The following is a 19,731-nucleotide window of genomic DNA, read 5'->3' as shown; positions in this document are numbered from 1 at the left end:
CGCGCCACCCCGCATGCGAGCCTTCCGGAGAATCCCATGTCGCTTGCCGTGGTGCGCAGCCGCGCGCCGGCTGCTGGCCGCGCGCCCGAAGTCACCGTAGAAGTCCATCTCGCCAACGGGCTGCCGTCGTTTTCCATCGTCGGGCTGCCCGATCTCGAAGTGCGCGAAAGCCGCGAGCGCGTGCGCGCCGCGCTCTCGAACTGCGGCTTCGATTTCCCGGTGAGACGCATTACTGTCAACCTCGCGCCCGCCGATTTGCCCAAGGAATCCGGCCGCTTCGATCTGCCGATCGCGCTCGGCATACTCGCGGCAAGCGGGCAGCTTCCAGCGGCGGCGCTCGCGCACCGGGAGTTCGCGGGCGAGCTTTCGCTCACCGGCGCTGTGCGGCCCATGCGCGGCGCGTTCGCCATGGCATGCGGCACGGCACGCGCACATAGGGATCGTGCAGCGCGTGTCGGCGAAGCGGCAGCATTGAGCCGCGAGGCCCCCCCAGGCGAAAGCAGCATCCTCCGGATTCCTGATGCCGAAAGCGGCGAAACCGCGCGCTTCGGCGTGCCCGAGCTTTATCTGCCTGCGCAAAACGCCGCCGAAGCGGCGCTCGTGCCGGATGTCGCGGTGTACGGCGCGGCCGACCTGCGCTCCCTTTGCGCCCACCTTGCGGGCGTCGACCCCGAAGCGCGCCTCGCCCCCGTGCGCACGGGCGCGCTCGACGCCGCACCGGCCGCCGCGCCCCCCGACATGGCCGACGTGGTCGGCCAGCGCGGCGCGCGCCGGGCGCTCGAGGTCGCGGCGGCCGGCGGGCACCATCTGTTGATGGTGGGGCCGCCGGGCGCCGGCAAGTCGATGCTCGCCGCGCGCCTGCCCGGGCTCCTGCCCCCGATGACGGACGACGAGGCGCTAGCCTCCGCCGCCCTGCTCTCCGTCTGCGCGGTCGGCTTCACGCCGCAGCAGTGGCGTACGCGGCCGTTTCGCGCACCGCATCATTCATCGAGCGCCGCTGCGCTGATCGGCGGGCGCAATCCGCCTCAGCCGGGCGAGATCACGCTCGCGCATTTAGGGGTGCTTTTTCTGGATGAATTGCCCGAGTTCAACCGCCACGTGCTCGAGACCCTGCGCGAGCCCCTCGAGGTGGGCACGATCACGATTTCGCGCGCCGCGTGGCAAACCGACTTTCCGGCCGCGTGCCAGCTCGTCGCCGCGATGAATCCCTGCCCTTGCGGCTGGCGCGGCGATCCCGCAGGCCGCTGCCGCTGCACGCCCGAAAGCGCCGCGCGCTATTTGCGCAAGCTCTCGGGGCCGCTCCTCGACCGCATCGACATCCAGATCGAGATCCCGGCGCTGCCGCCCGCCGAACTGGCCGCTCGCGCAAGCGCGAACGCCGAACCGAGCGCCGCGATCGCCGCTCGCGTGCGGGCGGCGCGCGAGCGCCAGTTGGCGCGCCAGGGTAAATCCAATCGCGAATTGACCGGCCGCGAGACCGATGCAGTTTGCCAGCCGGACGCAGCCGGGGAAGCGCTGCTGCGCGAGGCGGGCGAGCGCTTCGGCTGGTCGGCGCGAGCGCACTACCGGGTGCTCAAGGTCGCGCGCACGATTGCCGATCTCGCCGGTGCCGCGCTGCCCGATGCCGCGCACGTGGCGGAGGCCGTGCAATACCGGCGCGTGTTTGCCGAGCGATAGCCGTGAACCGCGCCGGTTTTGCGGGAGAACGCCGCGGCTTTGCGCCGCCGGGGAATGTGAATAGCGCCAATAAATCGAAGTCAAGACTTGACTTATGCACACTTCGTCGTGTTGACCCCGGTTCTGAGCATGGTTCGCATTACGCCGCGGGCTTTTTTTATAACCTGTTGATTTTTCTAACTTTCTGGATTTACAGAAAAGCGGCCAAAACTAACAGAAAGCCCACACGACGGCGCTTTCCGACCAACGGGGCGTCGTTTTCCACAAAGTTACCCACAGGCCTTGTGGGTAACCAGTAAACCCTCAATCAAATCCAGTAATTAGCGTGTTTACCTGCAGCGCCACCTTCACTTCGTCGCCCAAACGTCCGCCGCTGCGCAAGCGGTACGTCGCGACGCGAGGCGTACCGCGGAGTCCAGAAACTCAGTACAGCTTGAAAGATCCGAAGAACTGATCGGTTTGCTCGACAGGGGGCTCGGCACGTCCGACGATCGCCACTTGATAGGCGCGAGCGCCTTTTGCGACGAGCCGCGCGTGGATCGTACGTGTTTCGCCGTTTGCGCCTGCCTTGCCGGCCATGCGCATCTCCACGCCCTCGACCGAGCCGCCCGCCGCAAGCGGCACCGCCACTGCGTGCGCCTCGGCAGGCGCGCCCACATTGCGCGCGAGGCCTGCGCGCAGGAAGTCGAGCGCCTTTTGCTGCGTCGCGGGCTGCGCGTCGGGCAGATCGAGCGTGCCGACCACGAACACGTCGCCGGCGACTTCGGCCGTCTGCACACGCATGCGCATCGGCGTGCCGTTCACGTCGATGCTGCGCTCGTCCTTGTCCGGCTTGGCGGGGAGATCGACCGAGTAGCCGCTCGCATCGTTCGAAATCGTGCGCCAGTCGTACGTGGGCGAGCAGGCGGCCAGCGCGAACGCGGCCGCGAGTACGCCGAGCGCCGCCGCGCGGGCAGGGACGGAAACGCGCATCGGCAGGTTCAACGGGAATCGGGCACGGCGAAGGATGTCCAGGACCATGGGGCGCGGTTCGTCACAGAAGTGAAAGGTGCGCGACATTATCCGTTGGCGCATACCCGGATGTCCTCCCGCAACCGCTATGCCGGGAAATTCGGCGCTACAATAGTTCGCTCAACACCCGCGTCCTTCGGCGCACGAGGCAAGGCTCATGACCGCTGCATCCCCGAATTCCTCGAACAAGCGTTCCGGCGCGCTGATGCGCATTGGTGCGGCGGTCGTCGTCGTCGCGATCGCCGTGGCCGGTTACTTCGCATTCTTCGGCAGCCAGCAGCGCGTGCCCGACGCCACCTTCACGCTCCTGTCCGGCCAGAAAGTCTCCACCAACGACCTCAAGGGCAAGGTCTACCTCGTCAACTTCTGGGCGACGAGCTGCACCACCTGCATGGCGGAAATGCCGAAGATGGTCCAGACCTATAACCGCTTCAAGGGCGAAGGTCTCGAGTTCGTCGCGGTGGCGATGAACTACGACGCGCCGATGTACGTGGCCAACTACGCGCAAACGCGCCAGCTGCCGTTCAAGGTGGCGATGGACGACGGCTCGGCGGCAAAGCAGTTCGGCAACGTTCAGCTTACGCCGACCACGTTCGTGATCGGCCGCGACGGCAAGATCCTCAAGCGCTACGTGGGCGAGCCGCAGTTCGCCGAACTCGACCAGTTGCTGCAGAAGGCGCTGTCGACCTGATACGCGAATCGGGCAGCCCATAAAAAAGCAGCGGATAACCCGCTGCTTTTTTACGCCTCGACGCCTCATTGCGCCGCTTTACGCCTCACCGCGCGCCACCAGCCCATAGCGGCGGATCTTCTCGTACAGCGTGGCCTTGGCCATCTGCAACCGCTCGGCGGCCTGGGCGACCGCGCCGCCGCTCTGCTGCAGCGCGTCGGCGATCAGCGCGCGTTCGTACTGCTCCACGCGCTCCTTGAGCGGCAACGCGTCGTCCTCGCCGGCCGCGGCGCCAGCCGACAGATCGTCGGGAATCCCGAGGACCCGGCGGTCTGCCGCGTTGCGCAGCTCGCGCACGTTGCCCGGCCAGTCGCGCTGCGCGAGCCGCATGCGGTCGCGCTCGGTGAGCAGCGGCGCGGGACGCTGGTAGCGCACCGCCGCGTCGAGCAGGAAGTGCTCGAACAAAGGCACGATGTCCTCGCGGCGCTCGGCCAGCGGCGGCAGCGCGATCGTCACGACGTTCAGCCGGTACAGCAGGTCGCGCCGGAAGGTCCCCGCCGCGACGTGCTCGCTCATGTCGCCCTTGGCCGCCGCCACCACGCGCAAGTCGGCGCGCACCGGCTGGTTCGAGCCGAGACGCTCCAGCACGCCGTCCTGCAGCACGCGCAGCAGCTTGACCTGCAGCGAGAGCGGCATGCTCTCGATCTCGTCGAGAAAGAGCGTGCCGCCGCTCGCGTGCTCGAGCTTGCCGATCCGGCGCCTGGCCGCGCCCGTGAACGCGCCCGCCTCGTAGCCGAACATCTCCGACTCGAACATCGGTTCGGGCAGCGCGCCGCAGTTCACGGCGACGAACGGTTTGTCATGGCGCGGCGAAAGCTCGTGCAGGCTGCGCGCGATCAGTTCCTTGCCCGCACCGGTGTCGCCGTTGATGAGCACCGAGGCGTCCGTCGGCGCGACGTTCGCGATGAGCTTGCGCACCTCTTCGATCGCCGGACTCCTGCCGATGATGCGCGGCGCGAGCGCGTTGTGCCCCGCCAGTTCGCGGCGCAGTGCGAGGTTTTCGAGCACGAGCAGGCGCCGCTCCAGCGCGCGCCGCACCGTTTCGATGAGCCGCTCGGAGGCGAACGGCTTTTCGATGAAGTCGTACGCGCCGTCGCGCATGGCCTGGACGGCCGTCGAGATATCGCCATGGCCCGTCACGAGGATGATGGGCACCTCGGGCGCGCGCTCGTGGCATTGCGCGAGCAGATCGAGCCCGCTCATGCCGGGCAAGCGGATATCGCTCACCACGACGCCGGCGAAGTCGGCATCGATGAGCGGCAGCGCGCCTTCCGCGTTGGCGAAACCGGCGGCGTCGAAGCCCGCGAGCTGCAGGCTTTGCACGCCCGCGCGGCGCACGAGTTCGTCGTCCTCTACGTAGAGCACCCTGCCGGGCGCGGTGTCGACCATGCGTTCACCCTGTTCGTTCGTCATCCTGATTCAAAAGCCGGCATCGCCACTCAGCGTCACAACCCGGCGGCACGCGCCGCGCTCTCGGCATCCGCACGCGAGCGGCGCAACGTCAGCACGAAGCGTGCGCCGCCCTGCGGCAGGTTGCTCGCCGTGAGCGAGCCGCCGCTGTCGCGTGCGATCGACGAGGAAATCGCGAGTCCGAGGCCAAGCCCCTGCCCCATTTCCTTCGTCGTGAAAAACGGCTCGAAGAGGCGCGGCAGCACATCGTCGGGAATGCCCGGCCCATTGTCGCTCACCGCGATGGCGAGCGTCGCGGCGCTCGCCTGAACGTCGATTGCGATGCGCGGGGACGGCTGGCCCGCCACGGCGTCGAGCGCATTGCCGAGCACGTTGATGAGCACCTGCTCGAGACGCAGGTCGTCGCTCAGCGCGCTCAGGTCCGGGTACTCGGCGTTCACATCGAGCGGCGCGGGCGGCGCGCCGTCTTCCGTCAAGGTGAGATCCACGCGCACGCCGTCGAGCCGGTTGCCGAGCAGCGCGAGCGAGTTGCGCAGCGCGCGGGCAACCGGTGCGCGCGCGCTCCTCGGCCGCGCACGCCCGACAAACAGCTTGAGCTGATTGACGATCTTGCCCATGCGCTCGGTGAGCGAGCCGATCGCCTCCAGGTTTTCGGTGGCCGCCGCATACTGGCCTCGCTCCAGAAACACGCGCGTGTTGTCCGAGAAGCTGCGCAGCGCCGCGAGCGGCTGGTTCAGCTCGTGCGTGATGCCCGCCGCCATCTGGCCGAGTGCGGCGAGCTTGCTCGCCTGGATCAGCTCGTCCTGGGTCGCGCGCAGTTCCGCCTCGGTGCGCGTGCGCTCCGCCACCTCGCGCTGCAGGCGCTCGTTCGCCTGCGAGAGATCGGCGGTGCGCTCGGCCACGCGCTCGTTGAGCATCGCGTAGGCCTTTTGCAGCATCGCGCGGCTGCGCATCACTTCCCTCACGCGTGCGCGGCGCATGCGCCAGTAGAAGCCGAACAGGCACAGCGAAACGTAGCCGAAGCCCGTCATGATGGTCGCGTTGCGCGAGGCCTCGAGCACGGGGTCGATCGACGACATGGTGACGAGATGCCAGTCGGGCTCGCCGAGCGAGCGGCGCGTTTCCAGGTAGCGCGGCGCGCGTATGCCCGCCCCCATGCGCACGATGTCCGCGCCGCCCTGCAACACGCGTTCGACGCGCGCCGGCAGCGGCGCGATCGGCTCGCTCGCGTACTGGCGCGTGGCGTCGATCGAGGCCACCACGGCCGGCGGCAACGGACGCACCGTGCGGTACTTCCACGCGGGCACCGAGGAGAGAAAGATCACCCCGTTGTCGTCGGTGACGAGGAGCGGCTCCGAGGCATCGGTGCCCGGAAACCATTCGAGATTGAGCTTCACCACGGCCACGCCGACGATCTTGCCGTCGCGCCGCACGGGCTGCGACACGTAGTAGCCCGGATCGTGCGAGATCGTGCCGATGCCGAAGAAGCGCCCCACGCCGCCATTCATCGCATCGATGAAATACGGCCGGAAGCGGTAATCCGCGCCGACGAAGCTATCGGAGTCGCGCCAGTTGCTGGCCGCGATGCTCATGCCGTCGGCGCGGATGATGTAGGTCGTCGTCGCGCGCGCGTGGCGGGTCACGTCTTCGAGATAGCGGTTGGCGGCGGCAACCCACTCGGGTCTCGGATCGACCAGCACGTCCTGCACGAGCGGATGCTCGCCGACGATATAGGGCAGCGAGTCGTAGCGCTCCAGCGTGCTCTTGAGCGAAGCCGCGGTGCGGTCGCCGCGCACGGCGGCGTTGCGGCGCAGCGCGTCGATGCCGGCCTGCCACGAGAGCGCCCACGTCAACGCGCAGACCGCGACGAGGCCGGCTGCGAGCGCGAAGAGGATGATGAGGCGGCGCGTCACGTGAGCGGCTTCCAGACGGTCGAGGGGGATGAGGGAGATTGTGGCACATGGCCGCACCGGGGCGTGCGGGCCGGACAGCACGCAACGGGTGCACTCAGGCAACGTGCTGCCTTGTCAGACGGGAAAAACAAAAACGGGCGGCGCCCACGCAGGGGAAACGCTCGCGCCGCCCAGCGGCCATGGCCGCGAAACATCGAAAGAACAAACATCGGCGGGCGGGCGCGCCTTGCGGCTGGCGCGCCCGCCCAGCGCGGCTTACGCGCCTGCGCTTTCCTTCATTTCTTCGACTTCGCCGGAGAGCACGGCGCGCAGCTTGTTGCGGTCGAGTTCCTTCTCCCATGCCGAGACCACGACCGTCGCCACGCCGTTGCCGACGATGTTGGTGAGCGCACGGCACTCGCTCATGAAGCGGTCGATGCCGAGAATCAGCACCATGCCCGAGAGCGGAATGGTCGGCACCACGGCGAGCGTGGCCGCCAGCGTGATGAAGCCGGCGCCGGTCACGCCGCTCGCGCCCTTCGAGGTGAGCATCGTCACCGCGAGCAGCGTGAGCTGCTGCGTCCACGTGAGGTCGGTGTTGGTCGCCTGGGCAATGAAGAGCACCGCCATCGTCATATAGATGTTGGTGCCGTCGAGGTTGAACGAGTATCCGGTCGGCACGACGAGGCCCACGACCGAGCGCGAGCAGCCAAGGCGCTCGAGCTTCTGCATCAGTTGCGGCAGCGCGGATTCCGACGAGCTGGTGCCGAGCACGATCAGCAGTTCTTCCTTGATGTAGGAAACGAAACGGATGATCGAAAAGCCCGTGAAGCGCGCGATCGCGCCGAGCACGACGAGCACGAACACGATCGACGTGAGGTAGAACGTGCCGATGAGCTTGAGCATCGGGATCAGCGAGCCCACGCCGTACTTGCCGATGGTGAACGCCATCGCGCCGAACGCGCCGATCGGTGCGAGCTTCGTGACGATCTTCACGACGCCGAACAGCACGCCCGAAATGCTGTCGATGAACTCGGTCACCACGCGGCCGCGCTCGCCCAGTTGCGTGAGCACGGCGCCGAACAGCAGCGCGATCAGCAGGATCTGCAGGATTTCGCCCTGCGCGAATGCCGAGGTGATCGTGTCCGGAATGATGTGCATCAGGAAGTCGACGCTGCTCTGGCCATGCGCCTTTTCGGCGAAGCTGGCCACGGCCTTGGCGTCGAGCGAATGAACGTCGACGTTGAAGCCCGCACCCGGCTTCAGCACGTGCGTGGCGATGAGGCCGAGCACGAGCGCGAAGGTCGAGACGATCTCGAAGTAGAGCAGCGCCTTGCCGCCCACGCGGCCCACCTTCTTCATGTCCTCCATGCCGGCGATGCCGGTCACGACGGTACAGAAGATGATCGGCCCGATCACCATCTTGATGAGCTTGATGAAGGCGTCGCCGAACGGCTTCATGTCGATGCCGATCGCAGGCCAGTAATGACCGAGGATCACGCCGATGACGATCGCCACGATCACCTGGAAGTAGAGGACTTTGTGGAGAGGTTTCTTCACGATGGTTCCTGCAAATGAATTAAGCCAATGGCCGAACGAAGCGAGTTCGGGCCGCGACAGGTCGAAACTGGGGATCAGCGAAACCGGAAGGTGGGATCGGACATCGGCTGTCTCCTGTGCAAAGCTGTGTTCTTTTTTTGTCGCGACCGGGGTGGCCGCGCGCTTCTTGAGTGCAAGGAGAATGCCAGCAAGCGCGATCGCTCACGGCATTGATTTATAAGGATTTTTATCCAGCGGACAAAGGCGCGAATCTGGTTTTCCAGAATCGCACCCCATGAGCGTTCGGATTTCCAGAAAGAGGCGGCTGCCTTAACCGCGCCCCTTCCAGGGCACGAGGCGCTTCTCGAGCGCGCGCATGCCGAGGTCAAAGCCCCAGGCAATCAGCCCGATCAGGACGATGCCCATCACCACGACGTCGGTGCGCAGGAAGCTCGACGCGTTGAGCACCATCTGGCCCAGGCCCGCCGTGGCCGCGACCATCTCGGCGGCCACGAGCGTGGTCCAGCCAAAGCCGATGGCGATGCGCAGGCCCGTGAGGATCTCCGGCAGTGCGGCGGGCAGCACGACGAAGCGCACGATCTGCGCCAAGCCGCCGCCCAGCGACGCCGCCGCGCGGATCTGCTCGACGCTCGCGCTCTTCGCGCCGGCGCGCGCGGCCATCGCGATGGGCGCGAAGCAGGCGAGCCAGATCACGACGATCTTGGCCGTTTCGTCGATGCCGAACCAGATCACCACGAGCGGCAGGTAGGCGAGCGGCGGCAGCGGCCGGTAGAACTCGAGCGGCGGATCGAGCAGGCCGCGCGCGATGCGCGACACGCCCATCAGAATGCCGACGGGCACGGCCGTCACCACCGCCAGCAGGAACGCGCCGAACACGCGCAGCGCGCTCCAGAACAGATGCTCGGAAAGCGGCAGGCCGCCCTGGATGCGGCCGTGCAGCGCGTCTGTGAAGGCCTGCCAGACGGCTTCGGGCGTCGGCAGGAAGAGCGGCGGCAGCCAGTGCAGGTGCGTGGCGAGCCACCAGAGCAGCGCGAGCGCCGCCACCGAGGCCGCGCTCAGCGCCGCCGTCGGGCCTTCGCCGGGCATGCGCCAGACTTTCGAGCGAGCGGCTTGCGCCTCGCGCGCAGCGGGTGCACTGACGCTGCGCGCCTTCAACGCGACGTCTCTCAACGATTCTCGCGGGACACTCATGCCGGTTCCTCGTGTGCGCCCGCGTCCGCGTGCAGCAAATCCACCAGCCGCTCGCGCCACGCGATGAACTCCGGCGACGACTTCACGGCGCGCGCGTTACGCGTGGCGAGATACTGGCGCGCGAACGGCACCTCGTATTCGCGCTCGATGCGGCCCGGCCCCGGCGTCATGACGACGATGCGCGTCGCCAGAAAGAGCGCCTCCTCCACGCTGTGCGTGATGAAGAACACCGTCTTCTGCGTGCGCGCCCAGACGTCGAGCACGAGCGTTTGGACCTGCTCGCGCGTCATGGCGTCGAGCGCGCCCATCGGTTCGTCCATCAGCAGGATCTGCGGATCGCTCGCGAGCGCGCGCGCAATGCCCACGCGCTGCTGCATGCCGCCCGAGAGCGCATACACGCGTTCGCGCGCCTGCGCTTCCAGGCCCACGAGCGCAAGCTGCTCGCGCGCGATGCGCTCGCGCTGCGCCTTCGGCACGCGCCGAAAGCGCAAGCCGAGCGCGACGTTATCCAGCACGTCGAGCCACGGCAGGAGCGCGTGCTTCTGAAACACCACGCCGCGCTCGGCGCCCGGCCCCTCCACGCGCGCGCCGTTTATGCGCACCTCGCCGAGCGCTGGCTCGATGAAGCCCGCAATGCAGTTGAGCAACGTGGTCTTGCCACAGCCCGAAGCGCCGAGCGCCACCACGAACTCACCGCTCGCGACTTCGAGATTGACGTTTGCGAGCGCGACGTTCGGCGCAGCGTCACGCCGCGCGCCTTCGTAGATGACGGTGAGATCGCGGATCGCGAGCGCGCTCATGCGAAGCTCCTTGCGTTCAATGCGCAGCGGCGCGCTGCACATACTGCGGATCGACACCCACCGAGTAGTCGGGCAGCACACTCTGGATCGTGCCCTGTTCCTTGAGGAAGGTCGCCGTTGCGAGCAGCGACTGCGCCGCGCCCGACTGCGCGCCGCCGCCCAGCCATGTCTTCGAGGCCTGCTCGGCGGGCGTGGGGAACGCATAGAGCGCGAGGCTCGCGGGCACTTCGGCGGCATTCGCACCCGACTCCTTCGCCACGGCCTGCACCTGCGGCGAGGCTGCGTTCCATGCCGTGCGATGCGCGCTGTAATCGGCGTCGGCGGCGGCCAGCACCTTCACGAACTTCGCGACGAAATCGCCGTTGTCTTTGGCGAACTTGCGATCGACCACGAAGCCGTCGAAGGTCGCCTTGCCCGTGGCCTTCGCCACCTGGCCCGAAGTCACCAGCACCTTGCCGCTCTTCTTCACCTGCGCGAGTACGGGATCCCAGATGTAAGTCGCGTCGATGTTGCCGCGCTGCCAGGCGGCCGCGACCTCGGGCGGACGCAGGTTGACGATCTTCACGTCGGCGGGATTCACGCCTGCGTTCTGCAGCGCGACGAGCGCGTGAAAGTGAGAGGTCGAGACGTACGGCACGCCGATCGTCTTGCCCTTCAGACCCGCGATGCTCGTCACCCCCGAACCGTCGCGCGCGACGAGCGCTTCGGCGTCGTTGATGTTGTCGAGAATCCAGAAGAGCGAAAGATCCACGCCCTGCGAGAGGCCCGCTGCGATCGGGCTCGAACCGGCCTCGCCGAGTTGCACCGAACCCGAGGCGAGCGCGCGGATCACATCGGCGCCGCTTGCGAGCTTGCGGTAGGTGACCTTGTAGCCCGTTTCCTTCTCGACCAGGCCTGTGGCCTGCGCGTAGCGCCACGGCACCACCATGTCCTGATACGCGATCACGACCTCGCGCGTTTCGGCATGCGCGCGCGGCGCGCCGAACGCGCTGGCAAGGCAGGCGGCGGCGAATGCCACGGCGGCGATGTGCGGGCGGCGGGCGAATGCAGGGATAGCGCGAGGGTTCATCGACAGACTCCGGCGGAACGACGTTCGAGTGATTGAAGGTTCCGACTATAGGGAGTCTGGCGGCGGGCGGTTCTAACTTATCTGCGTTAGCTAATGACGCTGCTGAAGCATTGCTTTTCGCGTTGAGGTGGATGGTCCTGGAATCGATGCGCGCATCGCGCTGTTCGAGCGCGGCGCAAACAAAACGCCCGCTTTTCAGCGGGCGTTTTCGGTTGCGTGCCTGCAAGCGGCGGCGGCTTAAACCACGCCTGCCCCATGCGCCTGCAGATCGGCGTGATAGCTCGAACGCACCATCGCGCCAACGGCCGCGTGCGTGAAACCCATCTTGTACGCCTCTTCCTCGTACATCCTGAACGTGTCGGGATGCACGTAGGAGCGTACCGGCAGGTGGTGCTCCGAGGGCTGCAGGTACTGGCCGATCGTCAGCATGTCGACGTCGTGCGCGCGCAGGTCGCGCATCACCTGAAGAATTTCCTCTTCGGTTTCGCCAAGGCCCACCATCAGGCCCGACTTCGTCGCGACTTCGGGATGCAGCGCCTTGAAGTCCTTCAGCAGCTTGAGCGAGTGCGCGTAGTCCGAACCCGGGCGCGCTTCCTTGTAGAGGCGCGGCACCGTTTCGAGGTTGTGGTTCATCACATCCGGCGGTGCGGCGTTGAGGATCTGCAGCGCGCGATCGAGACGGCCGCGGAAGTCCGGCGTGAGAATCTCGATGCGCGTTTCGGGCGATTGCTCGCGAACCTGGCGGATGCACTCCACGAAGTGGCCGGCGCCGCCGTCGCGCAGGTCGTCGCGGTCCACGCTCGTGATCACGACGTACTTGAGCTTGAGCGCGCCGATGGTGCGCGCGAGGTTGGCCGGTTCGTCCGGGTCGAGCGGATCGGGGCGGCCGTGGCCCACGTCGCAGAACGGGCAGCGGCGCGTGCACTTGTCGCCCATGATCATGAACGTCGCGGTGCCCTTGCCGAAGCATTCGCCGATGTTCGGGCAGCTCGCTTCTTCGCACACCGTGTGCAGGTTGTGCTCGCGCAGGATGTTCTTGATTTCGTAGAAGCGCGAGTTGCCCGTGGCCGCCTTCACGCGGATCCACTCGGGCTTCTTGAGCTTCTCGATGGGGATGACCTTGATCGGAATGCGCGAGGTCTTGGCCTGCGCCTTCTGTTTTGCGGTGGCGTCGTACGGAACGGCGTCGGCGTTAGCGCCAGCGGGGTTCGCAGTGATGTCAGTCATGCTTTCGATCCAGTCAGGCCGCCGGTGCAACGCCAGCCTGCGGTTGCGGCGGTTGCCCGCCTGAGACGGCCGCTTCGGCCGGGTCCATCGCGGCCGCGTAAGCGGCCGCTTCCATTTCAGCCGAAGCAGCCGGGTTCATCCCGGCCGCTTCGGCTGAAGGGTCTGCGGCAGCCGCTTCGGCCACCGTGAGAAGGGTTGCTGCGTGCGCCGCGAGATTCGCCTCGAGCCGCGCCGCCAGCGCGGCGGCGACATCGCGCCAGCTCGCCTGGACACCCAGCGTGGCCATATCGACGGTTTCGAGGCCGGCGTATCCACACGGATTGATGGCGAGAAATGGGCTCAGATCCATCGATACATTCAGGCTCACGCCGTGATAGCTGCAGCCGTGACTGATCTTGAGCCCGAGGGCCGCGACTTTCGCGCCCGTATGCGCGGCGCTCGCGCCGCCGGCGTCCTGCGGCACGTAAATGCCGGGCGCGCCGGCCTTGCGCTCGCCCGCGAGATTATACGCCGCCAATGTTTCGATCACGGCGTCCTCGATGAGCGTGACGAGTTCGCGCACCATCAGCTTCCTGCGCCGCAAGTCGAGCAGCAGGTAGGCCACCACTTGGCCCGGCCCGTGATACGTGATCTGCCCGCCGCGGTCGATCTGCACGAGCGGGATGCCGCTGTTCGCCACGAGCAGATGCTCGGGCTTGCCGGCCTGGCCAAGCGTGAAAACGGGCGGATGCTCGACGAGCCAGATTTCGTCCGGCGTATTGGCGTCACGGGCGGCCGTGAACTCGCGCATGGCGTCGAAGCTCGTCTGATAAGCCTCGTTGCCGCGCCAGCGCACGACGATGGGCGAACTTGCCGCTTGGGGCACGACCGCGGCTGCGCCGGGGTCGGAAGCAATTTGCGAGGGTGAAACCGGGGTGGCGCACATGATTTCGGGAGTTTACCGAATTCGGGACGAGCGCGCCGGGCATACGGCGGATAACGGCGGCGGTGGGAGGCAACCCATCGCCGCCGTCCTTGAATCACTGACGTCAGGTCAAACCGTGCGCCAACCGTCGCCGATGTGAACGCCTGCGCGTTGTGCGGCGCGCGCGGCGAGATCGACCACGCGCTCGGTGAGGCGTGCCGGCACCGCGAACCCCACCCACGCTGGCGCCCCGCCTTCCGCGCCGATCCACAGGCGCTCGCCGCGCCGCAGCCGCAGCGTGTGGCCGGGCTCGAGCCAGTAGTCGGCGGTGTCGTCGCTGCGCGTGACCCAGACGGTGCCGCACTTCACGGTCAGCCGCGTGCTGCGCGTGACGCGCACCGAGGCCGTTTGATCGGCCGCCACTTCAAACGTGATATCCGAAGAAATTTCTCTCATTTCCGACTCCGAATGACCTGCTCCGATGGCTACAATCGTAGACACCATAAGGGATCGAGCAAAACGATCAATTTTCACGGCTATGTGAGAAAAAATACGATATGGATCTGCGCCAGCTACCCGCGCTGAATGCGCTCAAGGCCTTCGAAGCCGCCGCCCGCCACGAAAGCTTCTCGCGCGCCGCCGACGAACTCTTCGTCACGCACGGCGCCGTGAGCCACCAGATCCGCGCGCTCGAAGCGGAGCTGGGCGTGGCGCTCTTCGCCCGCGACGGCAAACGCGTGCGCGTGACCGACACCGGCCGCCGCTACGCCGGCCAGGTGCGCGACGCGCTCAACCAGCTCGCGCACGCCACCCAGGAGATCCGCGCCGGCGACCGCGACCGGCGGCTCGTCGTGTCGATGCTGTCCTCGTTCGCGGCGCGCTGGGTCACGCCGCGCATCGGGCGCTTCATCGAGGCGCATCCGCAGTGGGACGTCGAGCTGCAATCGACGAATTCGCTCACCGACTTCGCGCTCGACGACGTCGATGTCGCCATCCGCTTCGGCTACGGGCACTATCCGGGACTGCACGCCGAGCTGCTGCTCGACGAGATCTTCTTTCCCGCCTGCTCGCCCGACTTCAACGGCGGCAGGCTGCCCACCGACCCGCGCGAACTCGCGAAGCTGCCGCTGCTGCGCTCGGACGACGAACTCTGGCGGCCGTGGTTCGACGCCGCAGGCCTCCAGGACATGCCGGAACCCAAGCGCGGCGTGCTCTACCAGGATTCGTCGAACCTGCTTCAGGCGGCCATGGACGGCCAGGGCATCGCGCTCGTGCGCCGCTCGCTCGCCACGCACGAGATCACGCTCGGGCGTCTCGTGCGCCTTTTCAAGGATATCGACGGCCCGAGCCCCTGGCGCTACTACTTCATCTGCCCGCCGCAACGCATGCAGACCGAGCGGGTGCGGGCGTTCCGCGACTGGGTGTTCGACGAGGTCGCACGCTTTCGGCGGCTCTACGAGGACGCTTGCGAAGCCGGTCCGCTGATGACGGCCGCCGCCGCGGCGCAACGTGCCCGCATGGGCGACGTGCCCTGACACGCCAATGGCACCAGATGCAGAAAGGGCCGCACACTGCGGCCCTTGCCCTTTTCGTTCGAACGCCTTCCGCTCGCTTACAGCACGATCTTCACCATCGGATGCCCGGTAAGGGCGCGATAGATGTCGTCGAGATGCGCCTGGCTCGTGGCGCGCACCGTCACGGTGAGGCCCGTGTAGTTGCCGCCGCTCGACGGACGCGTCTCGATGGTCGTGGCGTCGAAGCTGCCGTCGAATTCGCGCAGCACCGTCACGATGGTGTCCTGAAATTCCGGATGCGTCTTGCCCATCACCTTGATGGGGAAGTCGCAGGGAAATTCGATCAGCGATTCTTTCGCTTCGGGGTTGCCTGGCTGCTGCGTCACATTCATTTGTGTCATGTTCATTTCTCCACTTCCTGTAGCCCGGTGGCCGCTGCGCGCAATGCCTGCGCCTCGCGTTGCTTCGCGCGCTGCTTCGCGCGTTGATACGCCGCGTAGACCGGGCCCGGCTTGCCGCCGCCAACCGGCTTGCCGTCGAGCGCGACGACCGCCAGCACTTCCTTGGTTGCCGAGGTCACGAGAATCTCGTCCGCCTCGCGCGGTTCGGCTTCGGCGATCTCGCGCGCTTCGAAGCGCACGCCGTGCTCGCGCTGCACACCGTGCCTTCATCATCGGCGAGCGCATAGACGGGCACGACTTCGTAAATGCCATCGCCGAAGATGAAGCCGCGATCGAGCACGGGAATGCGCGCTTCGGAAAGCGGCGTGATCTCGCCGTTGAGCCAGACGAGCGGCTCGGCCGCCTGCGTCGCCGAAGCGGGCGTCATGACTTCTTCTTGTTGACCATGAGCATGAGCGAATCCCACACGCGGCCGACGATACCGGCCTGCGGCACGGCTTCGAGCGCGACGAGCGGCACCTGCGCGAGCACCTTGCCGTCCGCGCCCACGAACTTCGCCGAGCCGATCTGCTGGCCGACGGTGAGCGGCGCGATCAGCGGGCTCGTGAGTTCGACCTGCGGCTTCGCCTTGTCGGCGGCGCCCTTGGGCAGCGTGACGAACTGATCCTTCTGCACGCCGACCTTCACGGCGTCGAGCGTACCCTTGTAGACGCGCGGCGTCGCCACAGCCTGGTTCGCCTGATAGATGCGCGTGGTGTCGTACGCGCTATAGCCGTAGTTCAGCATCTTCAGGCTGTCCTGCACGCGGTCGTGTTCCTTCTGCTCGCCCATCATCACCGAGACGAGGCGGCGGTTGCCGCCGCCCGCGAGCGGACGCTTCGCCGAGGCGATCAGGCAGTAGCCCGCGGCTTGCGTGTGGCCGGTCTTCAGGCCGTCGACCGTCGGGTCGATCCACAGCAGGCGGTTGCGGTTGGGCTGCTTGATGTTGTTGTACTTGAATTCCTTGACCGAGAAGATTTCGTAGTACTCGGGATAGTCGCGAATCAGGCGCGCGGAGAGCGTGGCAAGGTCGCCCGCCGTCGTGTAGTGATTCGGGTCGGGCATGCCGTTGACGTCGGCGAAGTGCGTGTGCGTCATGCCGAGCTTCTGCGCTTCGGCATTCATCATGTTGACGAAGTTCGCTTCGCTGCCGCCCACGAGTTCGGCCAGCGCGATGGCCGCGTCGTTGCCCGACTGCACGATCATGCCGTACACGAGGTCATGCACCGAGACCGGCTTGTTCGCTTCGATGAACATGCGCGACTCGTCGTTCTTCACGCGGCGCACGGCTACGCTCGGCTCGATGACCTGATCCATCGAGATCTTCTTGCTCTGCAGCGCCTCGAACACGAGGTACGCGGTCATGAGTTTCGTGAGCGATGCGGGCTCGACGCGCTCATCGGCATTGCCGGAGGCGAGCACCTGGTTCGCGGTGGCGTCCACGAGCACCCACGAGCGCGCATTCACGGCAGGAGGCGGCACCTGCGCGAACGCGCTCGCGAGAAGCGAGGCGGGCAAGAGCGCTGCGAGCGTGACGTTGCGAACGACGGAGGAAGGAACGAAAGAAGACGGTTGGCCGGAGGAGAGAAAACGCATAGGTTCAGGTCGGGCTGAATTGGGACGGGATGAACGTAGCGCGCCAGACGGCGCACGGTCGGTGAAAGCCGGAATGCCGGTGCCGTGCATACGCCGGTCGCGGCGCAGCAAGCACAAAATTGGCGAACATTATACGCGCCACGTCGTGGCGAATTTTCGCTATGTCACACGTTTGCGCATACCTGTCGTGCATTTTTCACGCATTTCGCCCGGCATACGCGGGGTGACGAACGGCTTGCATCGGGCCCCGAAACAGCGGGCCCGACACATCAGCGCCACGCTTCGACGATGATGCGCTTCAGGATATGCAGCTTGCGGTGCAGGAAATGTTCTGCCCCCGGAATCACGACGATCGGCAATTCCTGCGGACGCGCCCATTCGTACACCGAGAGAATCGGCACAGTGTCGTCGAGTTCGCCGTGGATCACGAGCGTGTCGGCGCGCACGGGCGCGACTTCCCACCGGCTCGCAGCCGTGCCGACGAACACCATGCGCTCGATCGCGCCACCCGCCTCGAGATAGCGCTTCGCAACGTGCGAGAGCACGAAGGTGCCGAACGAAAAGCCCGCGAGCACGAGTGGCACGTCGGCCTGGCCCGGTTGCGCGCGCATGTAAGCGATGAGTTCGAGCAGATCGTCCTGTTCGCCGATGCCGTTGTCGTGCGTGCCTGCCGTTTCGCCCACGCCGCGAAAGTTCGAGCGCCAGGTCGTGTAGCCGAGCTGCACGAGCGTGCGCGCGAGCGTCTGCGCAACCTTGTTGTCCATCGTGCCGCCAAAGAGCGGATGCGGATGCGCGACGAGCGCAATGCCGCGCGGCGTCGTGCCGGCGTCGGGCACGTCGAGCGCGCATTCGATCTTGCCGACGGGACCGTCGATCTGGAATTTTTGTGTCTGGGCGTTCATCGTGCGGCAGTCCTTACGGCTACTGTTTGGCCGTGCATTGGGGGCAATCAGCGATCGATCTTCAGGCGCTCGACCACCTGGCCGTTCTGCAGATGCGAGACGACGATTTCGTCGATGTCGCTCTCGTCGACATACGTGTACCACGTGCCTTCCGGATACACGACGACGGTCGGGCCCTCCTCGCAGCGGTCGAGACAGCCCGCCTTGTTGATGCGCACCTGGCCTGCGCCTGCGAGACCCAGCTGCTTCACGCGCTTCTTCGCGTACTCCTGCATGGCCTGCGCGTTGCAATTCGCGCAGCTCGGGCGGTCCGCGCCGGGCTCGCGCTGGTTCAGGCAGAAAAAGACGTGGTACTTGTAGAACGAATCGGTCATGGCGTGAGGCACCGGTGAGTGTCGTGCAGTGAGCGCAGGCTTGCTGAAAGCGTGTAGCCCGCCGCGGGGCATTGCGTTGCATTGCGCGGCGCGCGAGCGCGGCAGCGCGTCGATCCGGTCGATTATAACGAGCGCGGCGTGAACGCTCAGGCGAGCGCCGCGCGCCCTCACCGGTCGCGGCGGGCGCGCTTCGCGGCCCGGCGCGCGCGCCGCACGAGCCACGCGCGTTCGAGCGAGAACGCCGTCCACGCGAGCGCGGCCCAGGGCCACGTCCATGCGAGCCAGCGCGCGAGGCCGTTGAAGTGCAGGTAGCGGCCCTGCCGCCAGTCCGCGAGCACGACGTCGAAGTAGGGGTTCACGGGCAACACGTTCACGAACGCAAGCGCCACTGCGAGCGCAAACGTCGCCGCCGCTGCGCGCACGGCGCGCGGCAGGCGCAAGGCGAGAAACGCGAGAAGCGTGCCCCACACGAGGCCCGCAAGCGCCCCCGGCGTCGCCCAGTCGAAGATCAGCCCGCTTTGCGACTGCAGAAAGGTCGCGCCCACCTTGACGGCGAGCGTCACGACGATGAGCGCGATGACGAGCCGCGCGCGCGGCGCGCGGGAGCGCATGGGGAGCGTCGCGAACGCCGCCGCGCCGAACAGGTTCAGCGTCGTGACGATGGCTTCCCAGCCGCTATCGGGCAGCCGCGCGGCGAGCATATCGGGCAGCGAGCGCAGATGCCAGGCGGCGGGCGTCCAGGCGAGCACGGCATCCTGCATGGAGCCGTCGAGGCGCTGCCAGAGCGCACGCGCCCACTCGCCGAGGCCGAACAGGCGCGGCGTGGGGTACATCGTCGCGAACGGCCAAAGCCCCGCGAGCACCATCAGCACGGCCGCGTCGCGCTCGAACCAGCGAAAGCGCAGGCGGCGCAGGAAGCCGCGCTCGAGCAGCGCGCCGGTGGCGGGCGCCGCCACGAGCGCGCCGAGCAGCGCACCGAGCGCATTCGAGGCGAGATCGAGATTGGACGCGACGCGCGTGGGCAGCCAGGTCTGCACGGCCTCCATGATGCCCGAGAGCAGCGTGCCCGCAATGGCGGCGAGCAGCACCGCGATCCAGCCGCGCCAGCGCGGCCACGCGGCGAGCACGGCGAGCGCGCCGAACGGCATGTAGCCGAGCACGTTGGTGACGATGTCGAATACCGTCCAGTAGCGTGGCCACGGATCGCCGAGATAGGCGAAGGGACTGAGGCCGAGCGAGCGCCAGCCGGAGAACGGATACCACGAGCCGTAGACGATCAGCGCCGTGTAAAGCGCGAGCGACTGGCGCGAGAGCGTCGAGGCCTGGCCCGGCAAGGGCTCGCGCGCGGCGGCAGGCGATGGCAATGGCGATGGCAATGGCGATGGCAATGGCGCTGATGACGCGGGCGCGGGCGTGTCGCCGCCGGCGATCGCA

The 19,731-nt window shown here is 67.1% G+C and carries 18 protein-coding genes and 2 pseudogenes; 3 read left to right on the top strand and 17 right to left on the bottom strand.

The genetic code is table 11. The features are described from left to right. The first annotated feature begins 36 nt into the window (after positions 1 to 36). Entirely contained in the window at positions 37 to 1,677 is a 1,641-nt protein-coding gene (locus C7411_RS04055) for a YifB family Mg chelatase-like AAA ATPase (protein WP_110383028.1), read from the top strand. A 423-nt stretch (positions 1,678 to 2,100) separates the two neighbouring features. Here the strand turns inward: C7411_RS04055 and C7411_RS04050 are convergent, their stop codons facing one another. After that, entirely contained in the window at positions 2,101 to 2,649 is a 549-nt protein-coding gene (locus C7411_RS04050; RefSeq protein WP_165822736.1) for a hypothetical protein, read from the bottom strand. Between the two features lie 244 nt (positions 2,650 to 2,893). Here C7411_RS04050 and C7411_RS04045 point away from each other — a divergent pair, with 244 nt between their 5' ends. After that, positions 2,894 to 3,379: a TlpA family protein disulfide reductase gene (locus C7411_RS04045; protein WP_373682562.1), complete on the top strand. Its 486-nt coding sequence runs from the start codon at positions 2,894 to 2,896 to the stop codon at positions 3,377 to 3,379. Positions 3,380 to 3,457: 78 nt separating this feature from the next. Here the strand turns inward: C7411_RS04045 and C7411_RS04040 are convergent, their stop codons facing one another. The 9 genes and pseudogenes from C7411_RS04040 to C7411_RS04000 all read right to left on the bottom strand — a co-directional run bounded on the left by C7411_RS04040 (position 3,458) and on the right by C7411_RS04000 (position 13,927). Beyond that, positions 3,458 to 4,831: a sigma-54-dependent transcriptional regulator gene (locus C7411_RS04040; RefSeq protein ID WP_373682558.1), complete on the bottom strand. Its 1,374-nt coding sequence runs from the start codon at positions 4,829 to 4,831 to the stop codon at positions 3,458 to 3,460. 32 nt (positions 4,832 to 4,863) lie between these two features. After that, on the bottom strand, positions 4,864 to 6,798 hold the full coding sequence (locus C7411_RS04035; protein ID WP_243413042.1) for a sensor histidine kinase: 1,935 nt from the start codon (positions 6,796 to 6,798) through the stop codon (positions 4,864 to 4,866). Positions 6,799 to 6,996: 198 nt separating this feature from the next. Beyond that, the gene (locus tag C7411_RS04030) at positions 6,997 to 8,283 is read right to left on the bottom strand and encodes a dicarboxylate/amino acid:cation symporter (protein ID WP_165822738.1); all 1,287 of its coding nucleotides are present in this window, start codon (positions 8,281 to 8,283) and stop codon (positions 6,997 to 6,999) included. Positions 8,284 to 8,589: 306 nt separating this feature from the next. Beyond that, positions 8,590 to 9,471 carry an ABC transporter permease subunit gene (locus C7411_RS04025; RefSeq protein WP_110383031.1) on the bottom strand — a complete coding sequence of 294 codons (882 nt, stop codon included), beginning with the start codon at positions 9,469 to 9,471 and terminating at the stop codon, positions 8,590 to 8,592. Then, positions 9,468 to 10,271, bottom strand: a complete 804-nt coding sequence (locus C7411_RS04020; protein ID WP_110383299.1) for a taurine ABC transporter ATP-binding protein — start codon at positions 10,269 to 10,271, stop codon at positions 9,468 to 9,470. Before C7411_RS04020 ends, C7411_RS04025 begins: the two co-directional genes overlap by 4 nt. A 16-nt stretch (positions 10,272 to 10,287) precedes the next feature. After that, complete coding sequence (tauA, locus tag C7411_RS04015; protein ID WP_110383032.1) at positions 10,288 to 11,340, bottom strand: taurine ABC transporter substrate-binding protein; 1,053 nt, start codon at positions 11,338 to 11,340, stop codon at positions 10,288 to 10,290. A gap of 237 nt (positions 11,341 to 11,577) precedes the next feature. Then, on the bottom strand, positions 11,578 to 12,567 hold the full coding sequence (gene lipA / locus C7411_RS04010) for a lipoyl synthase (protein ID WP_110383033.1): 990 nt from the start codon (positions 12,565 to 12,567) through the stop codon (positions 11,578 to 11,580). A 178-nt stretch (positions 12,568 to 12,745) separates the two neighbouring features. Continuing rightward, positions 12,746 to 13,492: pseudogene (lipB, locus tag C7411_RS04005) on the bottom strand (lipoyl(octanoyl) transferase LipB); the annotation flags it as partial. A gap of 108 nt (positions 13,493 to 13,600) precedes the next feature. Further along, positions 13,601 to 13,927, bottom strand: a complete 327-nt coding sequence (locus C7411_RS04000) for a DUF2917 domain-containing protein (RefSeq protein ID WP_110383035.1) — start codon at positions 13,925 to 13,927, stop codon at positions 13,601 to 13,603. Positions 13,928 to 14,028: 101 nt separating this feature from the next. Here C7411_RS04000 and C7411_RS03995 point away from each other — a divergent pair, with 101 nt between their 5' ends. Continuing rightward, positions 14,029 to 15,006 carry a transcriptional regulator GcvA gene (locus C7411_RS03995; protein ID WP_110383036.1) on the top strand — a complete coding sequence of 326 codons (978 nt, stop codon included), beginning with the start codon at positions 14,029 to 14,031 and terminating at the stop codon, positions 15,004 to 15,006. Between the two features lie 77 nt (positions 15,007 to 15,083). On the opposite strand, the gene C7411_RS03990 is transcribed toward C7411_RS03995, so the two are convergent. The 7 genes and pseudogenes from C7411_RS03990 to C7411_RS03965 all read right to left on the bottom strand — a co-directional run bounded on the left by C7411_RS03990 (position 15,084) and on the right by C7411_RS03965 (position 19,661). After that, positions 15,084 to 15,386: a DUF493 family protein gene (locus tag C7411_RS03990; RefSeq protein WP_243413034.1), complete on the bottom strand. Its 303-nt coding sequence runs from the start codon at positions 15,384 to 15,386 to the stop codon at positions 15,084 to 15,086. 2 nt (positions 15,387 to 15,388) lie between these two features. Further along, positions 15,389 to 15,634 (bottom strand): annotated as a pseudogene (locus C7411_RS38845) (D-amino acid aminotransferase); the annotation flags it as partial. Beyond that, complete coding sequence (locus tag C7411_RS38840; RefSeq protein ID WP_373682566.1) at positions 15,562 to 15,813, bottom strand: hypothetical protein; 252 nt, start codon at positions 15,811 to 15,813, stop codon at positions 15,562 to 15,564. The gene C7411_RS38840 and the pseudogene C7411_RS38845, both read right to left, overlap by 73 nt. After that, positions 15,810 to 17,021 (bottom strand): D-alanyl-D-alanine carboxypeptidase family protein, encoded by a 1,212-nt coding sequence (locus tag C7411_RS03980; RefSeq protein WP_110383037.1) that lies wholly within the window; start codon positions 17,019 to 17,021, stop codon positions 15,810 to 15,812. The genes C7411_RS38840 and C7411_RS03980 overlap by 4 nt, the downstream gene beginning before the upstream one ends. A 269-nt stretch (positions 17,022 to 17,290) precedes the next feature. After that, positions 17,291 to 17,923, bottom strand: a complete 633-nt coding sequence (locus C7411_RS03975; protein WP_110383038.1) for an alpha/beta hydrolase — start codon at positions 17,921 to 17,923, stop codon at positions 17,291 to 17,293. A gap of 47 nt (positions 17,924 to 17,970) precedes the next feature. Continuing rightward, positions 17,971 to 18,297 (bottom strand): (2Fe-2S) ferredoxin domain-containing protein, encoded by a 327-nt coding sequence (locus C7411_RS03970; RefSeq protein WP_110383301.1) that lies wholly within the window; start codon positions 18,295 to 18,297, stop codon positions 17,971 to 17,973. 167 nt (positions 18,298 to 18,464) lie between these two features. After that, on the bottom strand, positions 18,465 to 19,661 hold the full coding sequence (locus tag C7411_RS03965; protein WP_243413033.1) for a VanZ family protein: 1,197 nt from the start codon (positions 19,659 to 19,661) through the stop codon (positions 18,465 to 18,467). Positions 19,662 to 19,731 lie beyond the last annotated feature (70 nt).

The organism is Paraburkholderia silvatlantica, assembly GCF_003096715.1.
Classification (GTDB): domain Bacteria; phylum Pseudomonadota; class Gammaproteobacteria; order Burkholderiales; family Burkholderiaceae; genus Paraburkholderia; species Paraburkholderia silvatlantica.
Note: the sequence above shows the minus strand (reverse complement) of the source record. Positions and strands in the feature narration are given on the sequence as shown.

Bases quoted from the DNA above. Each gene is read 5' to 3' on its own strand.
- C7411_RS04045 (WP_373682562.1), top strand. From the start codon at position 2,894: ATGCGCATTGGTGCGGCGGTCGTCGTCGTCGCGATCGCCGTGGCCGGT.
- C7411_RS04020 (WP_110383299.1), bottom strand. From the start codon at position 10,271: ATGAGCGCGCTCGCGATCCGCGATCTCACCGTCATCTACGAAGGCGCG.
- C7411_RS04055 (WP_110383028.1), top strand. From the start codon at position 37: ATGTCGCTTGCCGTGGTGCGCAGCCGCGCGCCGGCTGCTGGCCGCGCG.
- tauA (WP_110383032.1), bottom strand. From the start codon at position 11,340: ATGAACCCTCGCGCTATCCCTGCATTCGCCCGCCGCCCGCACATCGCC.
- C7411_RS03970 (WP_110383301.1), bottom strand. From the start codon at position 18,297: ATGACCGATTCGTTCTACAAGTACCACGTCTTTTTCTGCCTGAACCAG.
- lipA (WP_110383033.1), bottom strand. From the start codon at position 12,567: ATGACTGACATCACTGCGAACCCCGCTGGCGCTAACGCCGACGCCGTT.
- C7411_RS03990 (WP_243413034.1), bottom strand. From the start codon at position 15,386: ATGACACAAATGAATGTGACGCAGCAGCCAGGCAACCCCGAAGCGAAA.
- C7411_RS04050 (WP_165822736.1), bottom strand. From the start codon at position 2,649: ATGCGCGTTTCCGTCCCTGCCCGCGCGGCGGCGCTCGGCGTACTCGCG.
- C7411_RS04000 (WP_110383035.1), bottom strand. From the start codon at position 13,927: ATGAGAGAAATTTCTTCGGATATCACGTTTGAAGTGGCGGCCGATCAA.
- C7411_RS03995 (WP_110383036.1), top strand. From the start codon at position 14,029: ATGGATCTGCGCCAGCTACCCGCGCTGAATGCGCTCAAGGCCTTCGAA.
- C7411_RS03980 (WP_110383037.1), bottom strand. From the start codon at position 17,021: ATGCGTTTTCTCTCCTCCGGCCAACCGTCTTCTTTCGTTCCTTCCTCC.
- C7411_RS38840 (WP_373682566.1), bottom strand. From the start codon at position 15,813: ATGACGCCCGCTTCGGCGACGCAGGCGGCCGAGCCGCTCGTCTGGCTC.
- C7411_RS03975 (WP_110383038.1), bottom strand. From the start codon at position 17,923: ATGAACGCCCAGACACAAAAATTCCAGATCGACGGTCCCGTCGGCAAG.
- C7411_RS04025 (WP_110383031.1), bottom strand. From the start codon at position 9,471: ATGAGTGTCCCGCGAGAATCGTTGAGAGACGTCGCGTTGAAGGCGCGC.
- C7411_RS04040 (WP_373682558.1), bottom strand. From the start codon at position 4,831: ATGACGAACGAACAGGGTGAACGCATGGTCGACACCGCGCCCGGCAGG.